The sequence below is a fragment of the Vibrio pomeroyi genome, from assembly GCA_041879425.1.
Taxonomy (GTDB): domain Bacteria; phylum Pseudomonadota; class Gammaproteobacteria; order Enterobacterales; family Vibrionaceae; genus Vibrio; species Vibrio pomeroyi_A.
Window position 1 is genome coordinate 1,657,831 of record CP090854.1, and the last position, 18,562, is coordinate 1,676,392.

General features: G+C 42.2%; 16 protein-coding genes, 2 tRNA genes and 1 pseudogene. 12 read left to right on the forward strand and 7 right to left on the reverse strand.

Annotated elements, in window-relative coordinates; all coding sequences use genetic code 11:
- Positions 1 to 138: 138 nt before the first annotated feature.
- Positions 139 to 375: a glutaredoxin family protein gene (locus tag L0992_07495; GenBank protein ID XGB68519.1), complete on the reverse strand. Its 237-nt coding sequence runs from the start codon at positions 373 to 375 to the stop codon at positions 139 to 141.
- 137 nt (positions 376 to 512) lie between these two features.
- On the opposite strand from L0992_07495, the gene L0992_07500 reads away from it, so the two are divergent.
- On the forward strand, positions 513 to 1,010 hold the full coding sequence (locus tag L0992_07500) for a M48 family metallopeptidase (GenBank protein XGB68520.1): 498 nt from the start codon (positions 513 to 515) through the stop codon (positions 1,008 to 1,010).
- A gap of 4 nt (positions 1,011 to 1,014) precedes the next feature.
- Positions 1,015 to 2,316: a 23S rRNA (adenine(1618)-N(6))-methyltransferase RlmF gene (gene rlmF, locus L0992_07505; GenBank protein XGB68521.1), complete on the forward strand. Its 1,302-nt coding sequence runs from the start codon at positions 1,015 to 1,017 to the stop codon at positions 2,314 to 2,316.
- An 89-nt stretch (positions 2,317 to 2,405) separates the two neighbouring features.
- Here rlmF and pilW read toward each other — a convergent pair whose 3' ends face one another.
- On the reverse strand, positions 2,406 to 3,155 hold the full coding sequence (gene pilW, locus L0992_07510) for a type IV pilus biogenesis/stability protein PilW (GenBank protein XGB68522.1): 750 nt from the start codon (positions 3,153 to 3,155) through the stop codon (positions 2,406 to 2,408).
- A gap of 179 nt (positions 3,156 to 3,334) precedes the next feature.
- Positions 3,335 to 4,276 carry a homoserine O-succinyltransferase gene (gene metA, locus L0992_07515; protein ID XGB68523.1) on the reverse strand — a complete coding sequence of 314 codons (942 nt, stop codon included), beginning with the start codon at positions 4,274 to 4,276 and terminating at the stop codon, positions 3,335 to 3,337.
- A 273-nt stretch (positions 4,277 to 4,549) separates the two neighbouring features.
- Here metA and L0992_07520 point away from each other — a divergent pair, with 273 nt between their 5' ends.
- Positions 4,550 to 4,918 carry an ATP-binding protein gene (locus L0992_07520; protein ID XGB68524.1) on the forward strand — a complete coding sequence of 123 codons (369 nt, stop codon included), beginning with the start codon at positions 4,550 to 4,552 and terminating at the stop codon, positions 4,916 to 4,918.
- Between the two features lie 68 nt (positions 4,919 to 4,986).
- Complete coding sequence (locus L0992_07525) at positions 4,987 to 5,409, forward strand: DUF3859 domain-containing protein (GenBank protein ID XGB68525.1); 423 nt, start codon at positions 4,987 to 4,989, stop codon at positions 5,407 to 5,409.
- Between the two features lie 105 nt (positions 5,410 to 5,514).
- On the opposite strand, the gene L0992_07530 is transcribed toward L0992_07525, so the two are convergent.
- Positions 5,515 to 6,621 carry a M20/M25/M40 family metallo-hydrolase gene (locus L0992_07530; protein XGB68526.1) on the reverse strand — a complete coding sequence of 369 codons (1,107 nt, stop codon included), beginning with the start codon at positions 6,619 to 6,621 and terminating at the stop codon, positions 5,515 to 5,517.
- A gap of 260 nt (positions 6,622 to 6,881) precedes the next feature.
- Between L0992_07530 and L0992_07535 the strand changes: the two genes are divergently transcribed.
- Positions 6,882 to 8,846, forward strand: coding sequence for a diguanylate cyclase (locus tag L0992_07535; protein ID XGB68527.1), 1,965 nt, complete (start codon positions 6,882 to 6,884; stop codon positions 8,844 to 8,846).
- A gap of 99 nt (positions 8,847 to 8,945) precedes the next feature.
- Here the strand turns inward: L0992_07535 and L0992_07540 are convergent, their stop codons facing one another.
- A complete protein-coding gene (locus L0992_07540) occupies positions 8,946 to 9,449 on the reverse strand; it encodes a TetR/AcrR family transcriptional regulator (GenBank protein ID XGB68528.1) in 504 nt (167 codons plus the stop codon).
- 337 nt (positions 9,450 to 9,786) lie between these two features.
- Positions 9,787 to 9,972 (reverse strand): hypothetical protein, encoded by a 186-nt coding sequence (locus tag L0992_07545; protein ID XGB68529.1) that lies wholly within the window; start codon positions 9,970 to 9,972, stop codon positions 9,787 to 9,789.
- A gap of 283 nt (positions 9,973 to 10,255) precedes the next feature.
- On the opposite strand from L0992_07545, the gene L0992_07550 reads away from it, so the two are divergent.
- From L0992_07550 to L0992_07565, 4 genes and pseudogenes are all read left to right on the forward strand, one after another.
- Complete coding sequence (locus L0992_07550) at positions 10,256 to 10,918, forward strand: DUF2726 domain-containing protein (protein ID XGB68530.1); 663 nt, start codon at positions 10,256 to 10,258, stop codon at positions 10,916 to 10,918.
- 168 nt (positions 10,919 to 11,086) lie between these two features.
- Positions 11,087 to 11,163 (forward strand) — tRNA-Val (locus L0992_07555).
- Between the two features lie 70 nt (positions 11,164 to 11,233).
- Positions 11,234 to 11,310: transfer RNA gene (locus L0992_07560), tRNA-Val, on the forward strand.
- A 223-nt stretch (positions 11,311 to 11,533) separates the two neighbouring features.
- Positions 11,534 to 11,679: pseudogene (locus L0992_07565) on the forward strand (HNH endonuclease).
- A gap of 29 nt (positions 11,680 to 11,708) precedes the next feature.
- On the opposite strand, the gene L0992_07570 reads toward L0992_07565, so the two are convergent.
- The gene (locus L0992_07570) at positions 11,709 to 12,569 is read right to left on the reverse strand and encodes a WYL domain-containing protein (GenBank protein ID XGB68531.1); all 861 of its coding nucleotides are present in this window, start codon (positions 12,567 to 12,569) and stop codon (positions 11,709 to 11,711) included.
- Between the two features lie 117 nt (positions 12,570 to 12,686).
- Here L0992_07570 and L0992_07575 point away from each other — a divergent pair, with 117 nt between their 5' ends.
- From L0992_07575 to L0992_07585, 3 genes are read left to right on the forward strand one after another with little or no spacing between them, the layout of a single operon-like run.
- Positions 12,687 to 13,892: a hypothetical protein gene (locus L0992_07575; GenBank protein ID XGB68532.1), complete on the forward strand. Its 1,206-nt coding sequence runs from the start codon at positions 12,687 to 12,689 to the stop codon at positions 13,890 to 13,892.
- A gap of 50 nt (positions 13,893 to 13,942) precedes the next feature.
- On the forward strand, positions 13,943 to 16,258 hold the full coding sequence (locus tag L0992_07580; GenBank protein XGB68533.1) for a hypothetical protein: 2,316 nt from the start codon (positions 13,943 to 13,945) through the stop codon (positions 16,256 to 16,258).
- Entirely contained in the window at positions 16,240 to 18,303 is a 2,064-nt protein-coding gene (locus tag L0992_07585) for a hypothetical protein (GenBank protein XGB68534.1), read from the forward strand. Before L0992_07580 ends, L0992_07585 begins: the two co-directional genes overlap by 19 nt.
- Positions 18,304 to 18,562 lie beyond the last annotated feature (259 nt).

Sequence of the window (18,562 nt, forward strand, 5' to 3'; positions counted from 1 at the left end):
GTAGCGGTTTTCTAAAAGTTAAAGGCTAAAGGCAAGTGTCGACAAAGGGATCGTTCGATCGATATAAAACAAAGCCCGCAGGTCCATATTGGGACCTGCGGGCTTTGTCGTATAGAAGTATGACTGATTCAGAACATGTTAGGTGTTCTTAGAGTTATACATCTTATCGAAGTTCTTCTGATTCCATCCGACCATCACTTGGTCGCCGATTTTCAGTACAGGGATAGAGCGAGCACCCATTGCCTGTAACTCTTTACGGCCACGTTGCATTTTTGCATTCGTTAGGCGGTAAACAATTTTCTTAGAGTCCAAATAGCGTTGGGCATCTTTACAGTGTGGGCATTTGTCTGCGACGTACAATACAACACGTTTCATTTTTTCATTCTCTTGGTGAATCTCGCTAAAGTGTAACGAATCCTAGGTGATTAGAAAAGTGTGATCAGTTACACTATGCGGCTCATTTTTCAAGACCACAACGTATTGTCGTGGTGTAACTTGTACGGTCTTTCATAATGCATCCTTCTTTACGCTATATTCAAGGCTATCCTAAGCACATTATCGACCCTGTAACTCAACTTGTAGAGTCGGGTAAATTGGTGCCTTGGTTTGAAGCTCGTTATCCAAATAATCATGAAATAAAAAGCGAGAAGGCCCTGTTTGATTATGCGATTGAGATTAAAAATCGCTACATGAAAAAAACACCACCGATCAGCAAAGTGATTTACGACGGTAAGATACACCTAATCAACAATGCGTTGGGTCTGCATTCTTACGTTGCCAAGAATCATGGTGGAAAGATCAAATCAAAGAATGAGATTCGTATCGCCAGTGTTTTTAAAAATGCACCAGAACCTTTGCTGAGAATGCTGGTGGTACACGAACTGGCGCATATCAAAGAGAAAGAGCACGACAAAGCCTTTTACCAACTATGCTGTCACATGGAGCCGGAATATCATCAACTTGAGTTGGATGCCCGTTTATTCATGATGTATTTAGATTTAAAGAAGTAGCCCAATGAGCCAATCACAAAATAGAACGACGCTAAGTCTGTCGAAAAACAGCACTTCATCAGTAAAAACAAAAGACAATAAAAATAAAGAAGGTAGCGACAAGCGTATTTCTACAAAGAACACATCTGATAAAAGCCGCAAGAATAGTGCACCGAAAGGTGCGGACAATAACAAAGCAAAGCGACCTTTTGCAAAAGATAGCAAAGGCAAACCGGGTTCAAATAAAGGATCATCGAATAAGGGTTCTTTCAATCAAACGGCTTTTAACAAGAACGCAGCCCAGAAAAGACGTTCGGCTGAAAAACCTAAAGGTGGGTTACACCCAAGAAACCAGCACACTGGTCGTTATGACTTTGAGTTGTTGGTTGCAGCCTTGCCCGAGCTAAAAGAGCATCTGATCAAGAACCCAGTGGGTGAAGACACCATTAATTTCTCTGATCCATTAGCCGTTAAGCTACTCAACAAAGCTTTGTTGGCGCATCACTATGGTGTTAAACATTGGGATATTCCTGCAGGTTACTTGTGCCCGCCAATTCCTGGTCGTGCAGACTACATTCACAGAGTAGCTGACATCCTTAATAGCGATGGCCAAGGCGAACCTTATAACCACGCGTCTGTGAAAGCGTTAGATATTGGTGTTGGTGCAAACTGTATTTACCCAATCATTGGTGCGACAGAGTATAAGTGGCGCTGCACGGGAACTGATGTCGACTCAGTCTCTATCAAAACAGCGAACTTCATTGCGGAAAGTAACCCTAATCTAAAAGGTAAGATCCGGGCTCGCCTACAAGCGGACTCTGAATCTATCTTTAAGGGTGTGATTAAAGATAATGAACGTTACGATGTCACTATTTGTAACCCTCCATTCCATAGCTCTCTTGAAGAAGCGGAAAAGGGGTCACAACGTAAACTGGATAATCTAGCGGCAAACCGTGCTAAGAAAGCAGGTCAGTCATTCAAGCCAGAAACGAACAAGAAGCCAGTTAAGTTAGATAGATCAACTAAGCAAGATAAACCAACCTTAAACTTTGGTGGTCAAAAAGCCGAGCTTTGGTGCCCGGGTGGCGAAGCCGCTTTCATTATGAAGATGGCAAGAGAGAGTCAACTTTTTGCTACTCAAGTCTTGTGGTTTACGACATTGATTTCTAAGAAAGATAACGTTGATATGGTTCGTTCAGAGCTTGGTAAGCTACGAGCTAAACAAGTAAAAGTCGTGGAGATGTCGCAAGGCCAGAAGGTAAGTCGCTTTATCGCATGGACCTTTATGGACGACGAGCAAAGACAAGAGTGGATTGCGCTCAAATAGCCGCTACACTTAGTTAAGATATTAAGCTGAAATTACGAACGGGCTTGTTGTTAATGCAACAAGCCCGTTTTTTGTGTTTTGCATATACGCTAAGCAGAAAGTAACTCATCTAACTTACTCTGATATTTCTGTTCTAGAGCTCTGTTACCTGCTTTGTTTTCGAGATCGACCAAGATTTTAAGCGATGGAATTTGATAGCCATAACGCTGGTGGAATTTGAATAAACGGAGTCGAGCGTCATTGTAATTGGCGTCACTCACTTCAATTTTTGATAACTGTAGTATCGATTTTACGCGGTTTGGATCGTGGTCAATCGCTCTGCTGAAGTAGTACTTCGCTTGGTCGGTATTGCCAGCCTTAAATGCGCAAAACGCGGCATTTTCATAACTTGCAGACACCAAGTAGTAGTAGGGCTGGTCGATGGCTCTGTTGAAGTATTTATCGGCTTGTTCGTATTCGCCTTGTTTACACAAAAACGTACCGTAGTTATTCAATACATTTCCGTTTCTGGAATCTAAACTCAGCGCCTTTCGGTAAGTGGATCTTGCTTCGTCTACTTCACCGACTTTTTCATAATAATGTGCCATAGAGAGGCGGGCGCGGTAATAGCTGGGTGCGTGTTGGATGGCAAGTTCTAAGTTCTCGCGCGCTCTTACCATGTTACCTTGCCCCATGTAGCCTAAGCCTAATTCAATACGAGATTCAGACATTGCGATTGGGTCACTTTCTATTTTGGGCGGACCTTCGGTAACCGAAACACAGCCAACCACAGATAGAGAGGCGAGCAGTGCAACGCTTGTTGATAATCGGGAATATGAAAACAATGACTTGGCAGGCATGTGAAGCTCCTTATGAACACCAGACAATCATATGAAATTGGCTAACATAAGGTGGTAAATCAATGGTGGAATGCGACCCACTCACCATAAAAAAGCTGCATCCGATAGACTATTGTTATAGTTCTACTAATCAATAGCTTACTGAGCGCAGCTTTAAGAGACGGATTAAAACTCGGTTATTAATCGTCTTTAGTGAAGTTCTCTTCGCTGAAGTGATCCAAATCGTAAGGCGTTTGTTGGTAAACGCAGTAGTTTAGCCAATTTGAGAACAGCAAGTGTCCATGGCTTCGCCAGCTCGCAACAGGTTTGTTGTCTGGATTGTTGTTTGGATAGTAATTAATTGGAATCACAGGCTCCATGCCTTCACCCAAATCACGAATGTATTCGTTGTGAAGCGTATGAGCATCGTATTCAGGGTGACCTGTTACAAACACGTTTCGCTTGTCTTTGGTTGCCGCCAGATACACACCCGCCACGTCTGAAGTCGCAAGTACATCAAGGTCGGTGTGCTCTGCTAGATACTCTGGTGAGAAATCCGCATAGCGAGAGTGTGGCGCCAAGAAGGTATCATCAAAGCCACGCAAAATAGGGTGGTAAGGGTTATGAATCTCGTGGTTGTAAACACCAGACAGCTTCTCTTTGCGAGTGCGCTTTGGCAAATCATACAACAACTTTAAGCCCGCTTGAGCAGCCCAGCACACATAGAGTGTGGAGGTTACGTGCTTGTTAGCCCACTCCATGATGGTTTTCAGATGATCCCAGTAGATAACATCTTCAAATTGAACCAAACCTAATGGTGCGCCGGTGATGATCAGTCCATCAAAATTACGGTTTTTTACCATCTCAAATTGGCGGTAAAAGTTATCTAGGTGTTCAGTTGGTGTGTTTTTACTTGGTCGATCATCAATGCGTAACAGCTCAACATCCACTTGCAATGGGCTGTTCGATAGTAGGCGTAAGAATTGAGTTTCGGTTTCAATCTTCTTCGGCATTAGGTTGAGGATCAAGACTCGAAGTGGACGAATTTCCTGTGTCGATGCTCTTGATAGCGGCATCACAAAGATGTTTTCTTCACGAAGAACATCGGACGCTGGCAATTGGTCTGGAATGCGAATAGGCAAAGCTTTCTCCCTAAGCTAGATATGTAGACGTCTATACATCTAAATCTATAGTAGTTTAATACGCTTGTCGATATACAAAATGGATAGTTGTAAATTATTTGTGTTTTTTATCAGAAGTAACACATCGATTTTTAAGGCATATCATCACGTTGTTTGTCGATTTAGGTAATGCTAGGGGAGTCGTTGTAGTGAGAAGGTTCGGAGCAGTTATCAGAGCAACCTGTTAGTATTTAAGATAAACTCATGTTTTCAAATTAGCCTGTAAAGTGATTGATGAAGTTAATACTCATTCGAGGGTTGCCCGGTTCGGGTAAGTCCACAAAAGCGAAAACCTACGATGCATTGCATGTCGAGGCGGACATGTATTATGTGAATGAACAAGGTGAGTACCGTTTCGATCCTAGGCAGTTGCAGCAGGCTCATGAGTGGTGTCAGAACACGGCTGAAAATGGTTTGCAGCAAGGTCTTGATGTTGTGGTCTCAAATACCTTCATCAAACAGTGGGAAATGAAAGCCTACCGCCAACTTGCACTCAAATACAAAGCGGATTTGGTTATTGAAGTGTGCCGAGAGCAATATGGCACTATTCACGACATTGAACCTTCAGTGATTAAACGAATGGCGAAAGATTGGCAAGAATAGTCTCGTACATGCATGACTTAATGGCACATAGATTAAATTAATAGAACAACTCCAAGGTAACGATTCAAATGGCAAAGCGCTCTGTTGTGGTCGACATGACTTCGTATGGTATCTACTCCACATGGGATTCTAAATCTAAAGACCTTCCAAAAATCCAAGAATTTACCACAACGGTTGATGCTGAAATTGACGTTGAGTTTGGCTATATCTTGAATATCAAAAAAGCCAAAGGCGAAAAGATCCGTTACTGCATCTACCACCCGAACATTACCACCGACAAAGGTGAAGTACTTGAACCGTTCGATGGCGAAGAGTACGTCGGCAATAACGACTGGGATTTCTACCTAGGCGATACCATCTGGGCACCTGTCTCAAACAAGCTCGGTAAATGGCGTATGACAGTCGAGTTAAAAGGCAACATCATTGCAGACAAGACGTTTGACCTAGTAGCAAAAGATGAAGGGCAGTTTTGGAAGCGTAGAGGTTTCTAGACTCGAACTTCCAGCTAAGTTCAGATACAAAAAAGCCGAGTCCATACTAGACTCGGCTTTCTCATATCAGCTAGATGATGTTCACCATCTAGCTCATAAATAAGATTATTGTGTTACGTAAGCCACAACAAACTCAGTGATCGCGACCATGTCTTTAACCGCGATGTACTCTTCTGTGGTGTGAACTTTTGCCATACCAGTCGATAGGTTAACGGTTGTTAGACCTTTCGCATTGAAGTTGTTTGCATCACTACCGCCGCCAGTGCGTTTAGTGTTTGCAGTTACGCCAAGCTTCTCGAATGCCGATTTGATTGAAAGAATATGCGGGTGATCGTCTGCAATAACGAATGCATCGTAAGCACGAGTTGATTCGATTTCTACTTCAGCGCCGAATTGCTTAGCGCTTTCTTCGAATGTAGAGATCATGTGTTCAACTTGTGCAGTTAGCTTTTCGCCGTTGAGAGAGCGCGCTTCAGCAACCACTTTAAGCTCTGGCATTACGATGTTAGTCGCTTGACCGCCTTCAACAATACCCACGTTTGCTGTTGTTTCTTCATCAATACGAAGTAGGTTCATCTTAGTGATAGCGTCTGCTGCCACTTGAATCGCGCTGATGCCTTCTTCTGGTGCTAAACCAGCGTGAGCAGGGCGACCTTTGATCTTCGCAACAATTTTCTGTTGGCCAGGTGCTGCATTTACGATAGTGCCGATCGGGCCGCCTGTATCTAGTACAATTGCGTGCTCAGATTGGATGTAAGACATATCGAAGTTCAAAGAACCGAATAGACCACCTTCTTCGAATACGGTGAATGCGATTTCGATAGTTTTGTGCGCTTGGCCTTCAGCTTGGATTACGCGAACCGCTTCCATGATAGCCGCAATACCAGATTTATCGTCACCGCCTAGGATTGTGTTGCCTTTTGAGCGGATGATGCCGTCTTCGATGATTGGCTCAATGCCGATACCTGGCGTTACTGTGTCCATGTGGCAGCTGAATACTGTGCTACCTGGAAGTGTGCCATCTAAGCGCGCGTAGATGTTGAAACCGTTTGATACTTCTTCTGGAACAGCCAGTTTATGTACGTCAAAGCCTAGTTCGCCTAGCTGCTCAGCCAGCGCTTCAGCGATAGCTTTTTCGTTGCGTGATTCACTATCGATTTTCACAAGATCGCAGAAATGGTCGACAAGACGTTGTTCATTAATTTGGGTCATTGTTAATTCTCATTATGGTTCCGCTCTTTCCTTAGAAGTCACGGCTATAGGAACAGGAAAATCACTATAACGCCTTTTTGTAGGATGATTGTCTGAGTTAAATCAAGAAAGTCGCCTGATTATTCCAATTAATGAGAAAAACACGACTCAGTTCGACCAATCGACAACATTTTAATCTGTATATTGCTCGGGTATACTGCATAACCAATTTCAATAAGTGAGCCTTAAGATAAGCATGAAATCTATGACGGCATTGATATATGAATAAAAACAACGTTTTAGGATCGTTTCTGCTCGTTGTTACAATGAGTGCCGTGCTTGGTCTTTATCTTTTGTATCCTTTAAACGAGGTTGATTTGAGCAAGCCTCAAGTCCATGACACCTCTGTCTACACCCCTGAGAAAGAGCTTTCCCAAACAGAATATGGGAAAAAGCTGATTCATCTCCTCGAGTTGTCACGCAGTGATCCTCTTTTTGCCTCAAAAGAGCTTAACAAGCTGCCAAGGTTAAGCGCTGCTGAAGACTTAGCCATTTATCAAGCCTACCGACTCATGATCTTGTCCAATGTCGCGCAACATCAACAAGATGCTAAAGCTGTCATGACATACCTAGATCAAATCAGAACGCTGGCAGATCAGGAAGGAATGCAGTGGTTGAAATCACAATCATTGGTTGAATCTGCGATTGAATATCTGAAAGAAGGGGAGCTCGCCGCCGCTGAAATCCAGATTCGATCAGCGATAGGGATAGCAGAATCGATTCGTTACGATGAGCTGCTGGTTAAAGCTTATAACACGGCTGGTGCTATTAACAATGTGCGCAACGACCTACAGGATGCACAGTACTTTTTCCATAAAGGCCTACAACTAGGTAAGCAGTATCCAAAGCATATATATAACAGCAAACTGATGTCGAATATGGCCTTACTCTACATTTACTTGGAAGATTGGCCGAAGGCTTTACGTATTATCGAGAAGGCTAAAAAGCTCTATTTTGACAGTGGCTTACTTGAAGATGAAGCGATTGGAATACTCTATATCAATGAGTCATTCAGTCACCTTAGTAGTGGGGATGTCGTAAAAGGGCGTATTGCTTATGAGAAAGCAGAAGCGCTCAATAGTGAAAGAGTCAGTAATCGCTATAAAATCCTCTTGCTCAGAGCTTATAGTGATGTGTTACTTTCAGAAGGGAACTTCAATACTGCATTAGCAATAACGAATAAGTGCCTTCATTCGACGGGCATTGAAAAGTACACACTTCAAAATGGTCAGTGTTATCTGAACCGTGCATTGGCGAAAATGAGGCTGAATCAAGGTGACCTTCTACTCAATGATCTTGAGCGGGCGTTTGCAATGTTTGAAGTCGTTGGTAGCCGGAGTTGGAAAGTACTGGGCTTAAGAACACTCGGTGAATACTACGAATCTCAAGGTGATTTAGAAACCGCTCTATATTACTTCAAACAATATTACCATGGTAATAAAGCGTTGCTTTTCGACAAGCGCCAGAGCGATATTTTCCTATTAGAGCAAGACTTCGCAAAAGCTACCCTTGAGCAAGAAAATGAGCTACTCAATACAGAAAAAGACCTCAATAAGTTAGTGCTAGAAAAGCAGCAACTCAGAAACCGTATTGTAGTGGCATTGATCATTATGATCGGTATTAGCGCTGCGTTATTGATGGTTAGGCTGCGGTCTATACAGAGGGCAAACAAGGCGTTGTTGGCTCAATCGACGACATGTGAGTTAACAGGGTTATACAATAGACGCTACTTGGAGCAATTGCTGGCCGAACCTATGCCTTTCAACGATACATCGTTTGGCATTAGCCTAGCTATTCTCGACTTGGATTACTTTAAGCAAGTTAATGATACCTATGGGCACGATGTTGGTGACCAAGTATTGGTTGAGGTGGCAAAGCGTATTCAACAACATTTGTTCCCCAATGATGTTGTTGCTCGTTGGGGCGGAGAAGAATTTGTTTTACTGCTGTCGGGCGCGCTAGATCCTGAGCAGCAGCTAGAAATTATTCGTACAGCGATAGCTCAAATGCCGGTGGATACGTCCTCTAAACCACTAAGTATTACTACCTCTATAGGGGCTTCGATTAATATCACTCTTGAGCAACTCAATAGTGATACCTATAAAAAGCACTTGAAAGCCGCAGATGATGCGCTTTATGAAGCGAAAGAATCGGGTCGAAACCAAGTCGTGTCTTTTAAGGAATAACGAATAGTGCGAATAAGAGCTAACTAATCAGAATAAAAAAGACAGCTAGCTTCTAGAATGCGATGTTAGCTCAATAGAAGAGAGCCAACTTGTTTTGTATTAGACGTTGTCTGATGTGCCTTCTGTGTTAACCGTGGTGTTCTGATTAGCTATGTGGACTAGGCTAACACCCAATAGATGTTCTACTTGCCTGTGCGCACTCTCCCCAAGATGAAGGGCGACAACGTTACTGAGATTGGTCATCAATCGCTGAGAGAAAAAACAGTGCTCAGAGCGAATTACAGAGTGATGAAAAACTAGTTTAAGAATTGCTCGGAATTCACTATTCAGAAGTGCTTTTCGCCACGATTGTTCTAACTGGCTGCTCCCTTCATTTATGATCAAACGATCAATCAAATGTTTTAAAAAACGCCCCTCTAAAGCGGTTAGAAAGTCCGTTTTCTTTGGGAAGTGATGGCTTATCCCCGTTCTCGATAACTCAGTTGCGAGGCTGAGAGTCGTGTATGACATGTTTTCATAGCCGACAGTCAATAACTGTTGGTTGGCGTTATCGAGGATGAGTTGGATAGTGCGACTGGTGTCGACTTTACTGCGCTTAGCCATGAGTAGGAAAGTCTTTGTTAGAAAGTGAAGAAAAAACTATACGCTTATATGGTTTGCCATTCCATATATCGATGCTGGAATTCTATTAAATCTTAGTTTTATATTTTAAGAGTGGTGCTCTATTTTATATTTAGCACTCTCATACGTTTATATTTCAGTATAACTCGTTGCGTTTTACAAAATGAAATACTACGCAGCAGCTAGAAAAAAGCCATTCTGATCATGGGGGAGATAAGAATGGCTTCTATGTGTTTTGGAATCGCAATTATCAAAGTTTGAGTAAAATAAGGGGTTAATTTGCGATGTCTCTTAGTCTTTGCGTACTTGTTGAGTTGAATTACTTAGCAATACCTTGCAGCAACTCAACCAGTTCACCTTCTGTTGCTGGCTCTTTCGCGAGTTCAATCACCGCAGAAGATCCGCCTTTTAACATATAAGCTTGGGTTCCACAGTGGTCATAGTGGAACCACTTACCATCTACACATACGTCGGTATAACATCTTGGGTCTTGTTTGAGTTCCATATCAATTTCCTTATTAACATTTGGCTAACGTTTTTCAGGCTAATTGATTACAAATTGGCGTAATTTGATCTAAATCAATTTGGTGGTTGAATCATCGAAGAATGTTCAAATTGGAGAGCTACGTCTATATCTCAAAACTCACAATCAAGCACTTAGTGAATTGGTATTGTTCAAAGGGCGTGATTAGCGTTAACAACTGATTCTCTTTTTCTTGCCACTTGGTCGTTTTCTACTTACGCTACAAACTCTTTTTATCTCCCTATTTACGTGACCGTGTTCAGAAATGACTAATATTTTTATCGTTGTAGTGGTGCTTGTTGTCTTCTTTTACTTCATCCAGAAGTACGTATTCAAACATGACGACACTAAAGACCATGCTTATCAAAAGAAAGGGGCGTTGCTCAATATGCAGCAAGCCACTTTTTACAATGCTTTGACCTCGGCCGTAGGTAATCATGGTGTTGTGTTTGCTAAAGTGAATATGGCGAATGTACTCGCACCAGCCAAGACAAACACCAAGAAGAACTGGTTTATTGCCAATAACAAGATATCGCGTAGCTATTTTGATTTTGTGGTCTGCGACCCAAGAACATTAGAACCTCGAGTGATCATCGAGCTAGATAACGGCAAAGAGTTAAACAAAGGCAAAGTTGACCGAGAAAAACTGCTTATTCATGTGTGTAAATCTGCGGGCTTGCCGCTCATTGGCGCGTCAGTAAAACACAGTTACCAAGTAAGTCGTTTGAAGAGACTGCTCGCGACACATATCGATCTGATCGAGCCTGCAAAAGAGGTTCGATTCTGTAAGAAGTGTGGCAGCCCGATGATCATCAAGTTAGCAAGCCAGGGTGACTATAAAGGTCGACGCTTCTTTACATGTAGCCGCCAACCTAACTGTACTTATACCGAAAACTATAACGTTGTATTCGATGTGGACGACGAATAGCGCAAAGTAGGGCGTATCTCTAAGTGTGATGTAACTCAACTTTATTTACGTTTCACGTCTAAAAATTCAACGTATTGATGCGAATAAGAGCAAACGGTTGATTCAAGTGTAATTTCTACTTGCGCCACAATAAATCAGTCGTTAATATCTTCCTCGTTCTAAAGGAATGCGTCCGTAGCTCAGTTGGTTAGAGTACCGCCTTGACATGGCGGGGGTCGGTGATTCGAGTTCACTCGGACGCACCATTCCTTCTTCAGTTTTTATTGCATAACTATTGATTTTGTCACAATGGTAGTAATAAGAAATTAGAACATCGCCCGCTTAGCTCAGTTGGTTAGAGTACTTGCATGACATGCAAGGTGTCACTGGTTCGAGTCCAGTAGCGGGCACCACATTATACGAAAGAGCCCACCTAGCGTGGGCTTTTTTGTGCCTGTAATTCCTTGTTTTATCAGTCTCTTAGCTATTTCATAGTCCTAAGAGAACCGATGATGTGTTGTAAAATCCACCGTTTAAAGTAATCTCTGAAGTAGTCTTTTAAGGACTAGGCAATTCAGGTTTAATAGTTCGCTGCTTCTTGCAACCTAGGTAAACCGTTTGATCTCGGTTTTATCATCCTTCGATGATCATGGGAAGGAACTCATTTCAAGTTACTTGGAGTCCCGGTTGTCATCGGTTTAAAGGAAGGCATGGCATTGAACATCATGCCGGATCATAGGCTATACCTTCGTTATCATCGAGGCGAGTTATTTAAGGGGTGAGAATCGATTACCTCTTTATTATCATTGAGTTAATATATCAGATATGGCTTCAGCTCTTCAAAGTTCCCTAAGATGATCTGTTGTCCTTTGGGGTTCGAATTCAACACATTAATATCGATGTTATAAGCATCTAGAACATAGCGAACCAATGCTGCGTTCGTCGGTATTGTCAGGGTGCCTTTTTCCATACCGTAGTCGTGTGCAATCACTTTGGCCTGAGCTTCTTTCAGTCTTGGGTCCGGTATCAACTCTACTGAGAGGTTAGCGTTCCAAAGTTCATCTTGTGCTTTCCCTTTTATTTTTTTTGTCTCTAGAGTTGGAGTCCCTCTAATTCGGCTCAGCACGAAATCTCGATAGCCTTCTGAGTGCTCGCAATAAGCTCGAACATGCCAGCGTAGTGGTGTACAAACGAGAGTGTGTGGAGAGATGATCCGTTCTACCTCTTCACCATTTTTCAACGATGTGTAGCTTATATCGACACGTTTCTTCTCTCTGATTGCTTGGACCAATGGTCGTAAAATTTCGGGTGTAATGTTGCGTGTCACTGGGCGAATCATCGTCGTATTTTCAAAGCCCATATCAAGTTCATTGAAAGTCACAGTCATATCTTCACTTCGAGATAGGATGTGTAAGTATTCATCAGCATGACCGCTCGTTAGCTTTGGAATAAAGCTATCACTGGGTTTGTATCCTTTCAATTGCTTATCGTAGACAAGGTTACCTGGCGCTACATCGGTCAGGTAGGTGTTGATGTCTTTAGAGGCTTGCTGCCTACCAATGCCAAAGTTTTTGATCAGATGGTTGGTTGTTAACCTCCCTTCCCATAACGCAATCACTTCTATCATGCGATAGCGGAATAGTAGATCCCACCGAATTGGCCATTTGCTCATAGTTTGATTCCTGTCTAGTTATGCGACGTGTATATGCAGTCAGCATTTACCTGTCGCTAATGGCGTCATATTATGGTTGAGTTAACTAAACATCAAGAGCTGTTGGGGTAGAATTGTATGAACGTGTCGATAGAAGCATTTGCGAGTTTTGATTTTAGTGTTATTCCCGATCTTTCGCCCTTGGATCTTATCATTACAGAATCACTCGAAAATCACACTAAAGTTAATGGCGCTAAATCTGGAGCTTTGCTTCCATTACCGTTTCAGACTGGAATTGGGAAAACATACACTGCATTAAACTTTTTGCTCCAGCAGATGCTTGATCAAGTGAAAAATGAATTACAGGAAGAAGAGTTCGGTAGTAGCACCAAGCGTTTGCTCTATTACGTTACAGACTCAATAGATAATGTTGCGAACGCGAAAGCGGACTTGTTTAGATTAGTTGAAAAGCAAGCTGTCAAGGGTGAGCCTCGCTTCACTCTTGAACAGCAAGAGTACCTTAAAGCTCAAATAGTTCACCTACCCAATCAGTCAGATCAGTTATTGCAATGTTCTGATGCGGTCTTGAACGAAGTGTTAGTCGGATTTGACTTGAACACCGAGCGTGATGTTAAAGCTGAGTGGATCGCTATATCAGGTCTAAGACGTCATGCGAGTAATCCAGAAGTTAAAGTTTCTTTGAACAGGCAGGCTGGTTACTTCTACCGTAATCTAGTTGCCCGCTTACAAAAGAAACAAAAAGGTGCTGATAGAACCCCGCTTAATGGCACGTTACTGGCCTCTGTAGAAGCACTAATGCCGGGAGAAAAAATCCGCAATGGAAGCGCTCATGTTATTTTCTTAACGACTAGTAAATTTTTGAAAGGCTTCCACAATACTCGCTCGCGCTACAGTCCATTGCGCGATTTAAGTGGTGCGCTGCTTATCATAGATGAAATTGACAAGCAGAATCAGGTTATCCTCTCCGAGCTGTGTAAGCAACAAACGCAAGACTTAATTTGGGCTATAAGAACTTTGAGAGCAAACTTTCGAGATCACCAACTAGAGAGTTCGCCTCGCTACGATAAAATTGAAGACCTGTTTGAACCACTCCGTGAGCGGCTTGAAGAGTTTGGCACCAAGTGGAATCTAGCGCTCGCATTTAATACGGAAGGACCTAACTTGAATGAGCGACCGGTTCGGTTGTTTTCGGATAGAAGCTTCACACATGTAAGCAGTGCCACTCACAAGCTGTCATTAAAATCAGATTTATTGAGACAGAAGAATCTCATATTTAGTGATGAGAAAGTGGAAGGATCCCTCATTGAAAAAATGGCCTTTTAACTCGCTTTGTCAATGAGGCGGATGTTATATATCAGTGGTTTCTTGGCACAATGCGTAAGGCAGTGTTTCAGTACTGGGAGAACGTTCGTAGCCTTGAAATTGAAGGGCGTGAAAATAGAAACCTAGAAGGAACGTTTCAAGAAGCAGTTCAATCCTTGCTTACTCACTTCAATTTGCAAGAATTTGAGTCTGCCGTTTACGAGTCATTCGATACTAGGGGACTACGGCAATCTGCGGGCGGTCAAGCGAGCAAGTTAAGTTCTAGCAAGAGCTACCATCATACCGGCCTGAAACTTGTCGAAGTCGCTCATAATCAGGGGACTCGCGATACCGTAAATTGTAAAGCGTCATTCCTAAATCTTTCACCATCGGGTGTCTTAGCGGATATGGTTGATGCCGGAGCTGTCATTCTCGGTATAAGTGCAACAGCGAGAGCAGACACCGTAATACATAACTTTGATTTTAAATACTTGGATGAGCGTTTGGGTAAAAAGCTTCTGTCTTTGTCGAGAGAGCAAAAGCAGTGGGTAAATGATTATTATCATAGTAAGCGCAACTATAGAGATAACGGTGTGGTCTTAACGGTCAAATACCTTAATAGTCGAGATGCATTCCTTGATACTTTATTAGAAGAGTATAAGCCGGAAGCTCGTTCAAGCCACTTTATCCTAAATCATTATGTTGGTATTGCGGAATCAGAGCATGCATTTGTTCGGAGCTGGTTGTCTAAGCTATTAGCCAGTATTAAAGCGTTTATCTCAGTTTCTGATAATCGTTATATGCTGTCGTTGTTAAACCGCACTCTTGATACAACGCGTCAGGATATTAATGACTTTATTCAGTTCTGCTGCGATAAATGGGCGAAAGAATTTAATGTTCAAACCAAGACGTTTTTTGGCGTAAACGCCGATTGGATGAGGTTGGTTGGCTATGATGATATTTCCAAACACCTAAATACAGAACCTGGGAAAGTCGTTGTATTTAGTACATATGCTTCAATGGGAGCGGGTAAAAACCCCGATTACGCAGTTAATTTAGCGTTAGAAGGAGAAAGCCTAATATCCGTTGCCGATGTCACTTATAGCACGCAGCAGCGAACCGATATAGACAGTATTTATCTTGAAAAACCTACTCAGCTACTGATGTCAGATGATTATTCGCATACTGCTAACCAGCTTTGTCAATTCCACCAAATTCTATCTTTGCAAGAGAACGGGGAGTTGTCACCGAAAAGCGCTGAAAGCTGGTGTCGCCAGCAACTTATGGGCATGAGCAGAGAGCGCTCTTTACAGCAATACTACCAAACAAGTGACTACCAAAGTTCAGTAAGGAAATACATTGAGCAAGCGGTAGGAAGAGCTGGGAGAACCTCTCTGAAACGAAAAAAAATTCTCTTGTTTGCTGATTCTGGTTTAAAAGAAATTTTGGCAGAAGAGAGTAGAGAGCCAAGCTTATATTCACACGAGTATGTTGCTTTGGTTGAAAAAGCGAAATCAGCTAATAAGTCTGTAGTTGAGGACAGGGGTGTCCGACGTTTATTCAACCTTGCTCAAAGAAACAACAAAGACGGTATGCAGTCAATTAAGGCCCTAGTTCGTCGTCTACATAATCAACCTGCATCTGATAATGATATTCAAGAGTGGCAAGACATTAGAACTCAGTTACTTCGATATCCGACGATCGCCTCTCAACCTGAGCGATTCAATCGATTGTACTTACAGTCTATGACCAAAGGGTATTACCGTTACCAAGGTAACTTAGATGGTAATCCGAATGCCTTCGAGTTATTTGATAGAGTGCCTACTGGTGACATGGTTTCAGAAGAAGCGTGCAGCCTAGCTACGTTACTACAAAACCAATATGTGAGGTCGTGGTTTGAGCACAGAGGCTTTGCCTGTTCGTGGCAAAAAGAAGTTTATGTAATGACGCCAGTTATGTTTACCAACATTTATAAGGGAGCGTTGGGCGAGCAAGCGGTAGAGGCAGTATTAAAAGCATTCGATTTTACGTTTGAAGAAGTTCCAAATTCAACTTACGAGCGATTTGACAATAGAGTCATGTTTGCAGGGATTGAGCAACCGATCTGGCTAGACAGCAAATACTGGAAGCATGAAGGTAATGAGACCAGCGAAGGCTACAGCTCGAAAATTTCATTGGTGGAAGAAGAGTTTGGGTCCTCGAAGTTTATTTATGTGAATGCGCTAGGGGATGCTTCAAAACCGATTAGATACTTGGACTCATGCTTCGTAGAAACCTCACCACAGTTAGCTAAAGTCATTGAAATTCCGGCACTAATTGATGATGTCAATGCCGACACTAACCTAACAGCAGTACAGGAGTTGATAAAATGGTTACACAACAGCTAGAGCCGTCCTCACACGAACCCTTATCAAACTTAATTGAACAAATATCGATTGATACTGATTGGGTTGATAGAAGCTTCGCGATTTACTGTATCAGTTATAAAGGAATAGACTTCTCAGAACGACCTAAGCGTTTAGTAACATTAGCGTCTGAAATCTATAAATCCGAATGTGTTTACTGCTTAGTGAAAGGTACCAATAAGGAAGCGTGTTATTGGGTGATGTTACCAAAGGACGCTAAATTAGACCTCAAAGACACGTCTTTGGCTATTAAACCAAGTAGCGCTGCCGAGCTACCTACATGGCAATTGGCTCGTTTACTGATTAAAGCGATACCAAAAGTACTGGGTGGCATTACGCCTGAGATAAAACGCTTTGAAAGTGAAGGTTTGTACTATCACGTTAAAAGCAAAAAGCTACCCAAAGGGCACTCTGGTTACGAATTAACGACCGTGGAAATCGACTTAGCGCCATGTGCAGCGCTTGGATTCAAACAAACACTGTCAATGAGTGTCAAAACGTTTTCCCCTTTATCTTGGTTTACGTTAGAGAACGGAGAGATACAAAAAAAGGCAAAGTTTGCTACACGTTATCAACTTGATGATTTTGGGATGTTGGTAAGCAAATCTATAAAGGGCGATTACATTAAGAAGCCTCTTTACTCTAATGCGAAGAATCGAATTCAGGCGATTGATATCACCAAAGAGTCTTATAGCGGTTTTCAACTATCTAAGATCGGTATTCTTGAACAGTTCATGCAAGATCTTAAGCAAGCTTATGGCGATTCAGTATCCGTGAAGTTACAGCGGATTCCTGGAGAAAAGCACAGATTTGTTTCAGATACGGTTGTCAAAAATTACTATGTAGGGCTGTTTGATGCGTTGAAAGAGCATCGTTTGGTGATCTGTGATTTAACCGAAAACAAAGATACTGACCCTGCATTAACCTTGCTTCATGGCATCGAGCATCTAGATATAAATGCAGAAATAGCTGAAGTTCCAATTCGTGGTGCATTGAATATCCTAATTGTTGGTAATAAAAACACCTACAAGTCAGCTGAAGAAGATCCGTATCAGGTTTACCGCAAAAAGTACCAAGATACGGTTTTCCAGTCATGCTATCCAGAACGATTATGGGATCGCAGAGGGCAACCAAATCGGCATGTGGTGGAAGTGTTGATAAAAGAACTATTTATCAAGCTAGAAGTCCATACAAGCAAGCATTTGATTGAGTACCCAAGCGGTCCTGAAGGATGCGTATATTACATGCCTCATCGACCGAAAGGCGAATTTTTAGAGGTTCGAGACGGGCCGTGGCCAGTGTATGCGTCTAAGTTAGTGGGCGATGAATGGCAATATACACAAGCGACTCAAGGTGATCTTGAAGATCTTGAGCTCGATTTAGGTAATGATAAATGGCAAGTATTTCATGGATTTGAACGCTCTCCTGCTATTTATTGGCCGGAGTCGGGTGACTATGCCATTTTCATTGATACTGGTATTCAAATGCTGCCGGAATTTGAAGTAGTTGCAGAGCGGCTGCGTGAACTTAAAGAAGGGCGTTCACAAGATGTTCCAATTGCATTATTGATTCAGTTCATTGAAGAAAACCCAGAGAGTAAAGTAGTCAATAAGCTCAGAGCAATACTGTCGGAATGGGATGATACGGCCCTTTTAGCGTTTGATGAGTTTTCGTCAATCTCTTACAAAGGTAATGATGAAAAACAATTTTACGATTGGCTGCGCGATCAAGGATTCTTTTTCAAAACGTCAATAAGAGGACAAAGTGAAGGGTTCTTTAATGCATCTTTAGGTTTTTTCTATAACCGTGAACAGGGAATGTATTTTGCTGGCGGCAAAGGTAGCCCACAAAGCAAAATCGAAAACTTTAGTCATTTATACGTGATAAAACATTCGTTTGATGTGCTACCAGAAGAGGTAGAAAACTTGTTTTACGTTTATCACTTAAGGCATCGTCTACCAACCGTAACGCCTTATCCATTTAAGCATCTACGTGAGTATATTGAGATGCAGCGTTTTAAATCTTGAACAGGAGCTCAGGAAAGAGCCCTATAAACTAAAGTAACTTAATCGGTAATGTGCGTGTTGGTACAGGTGTTCCAACATACGCTAGACGAAAAGACAGCGTTGTACTGTGTGCATGGGCGGGATATGATCGAAGACCTGTATATGTTCAATAAGCGCATATTATTGCTAAAGAAGTTGCTGCCCACCAACTGCTACCACTCTAAAACAAAGCCCAGAATACATGGGTTATACAAACGTTATAACTACTTAGTTCCAATTG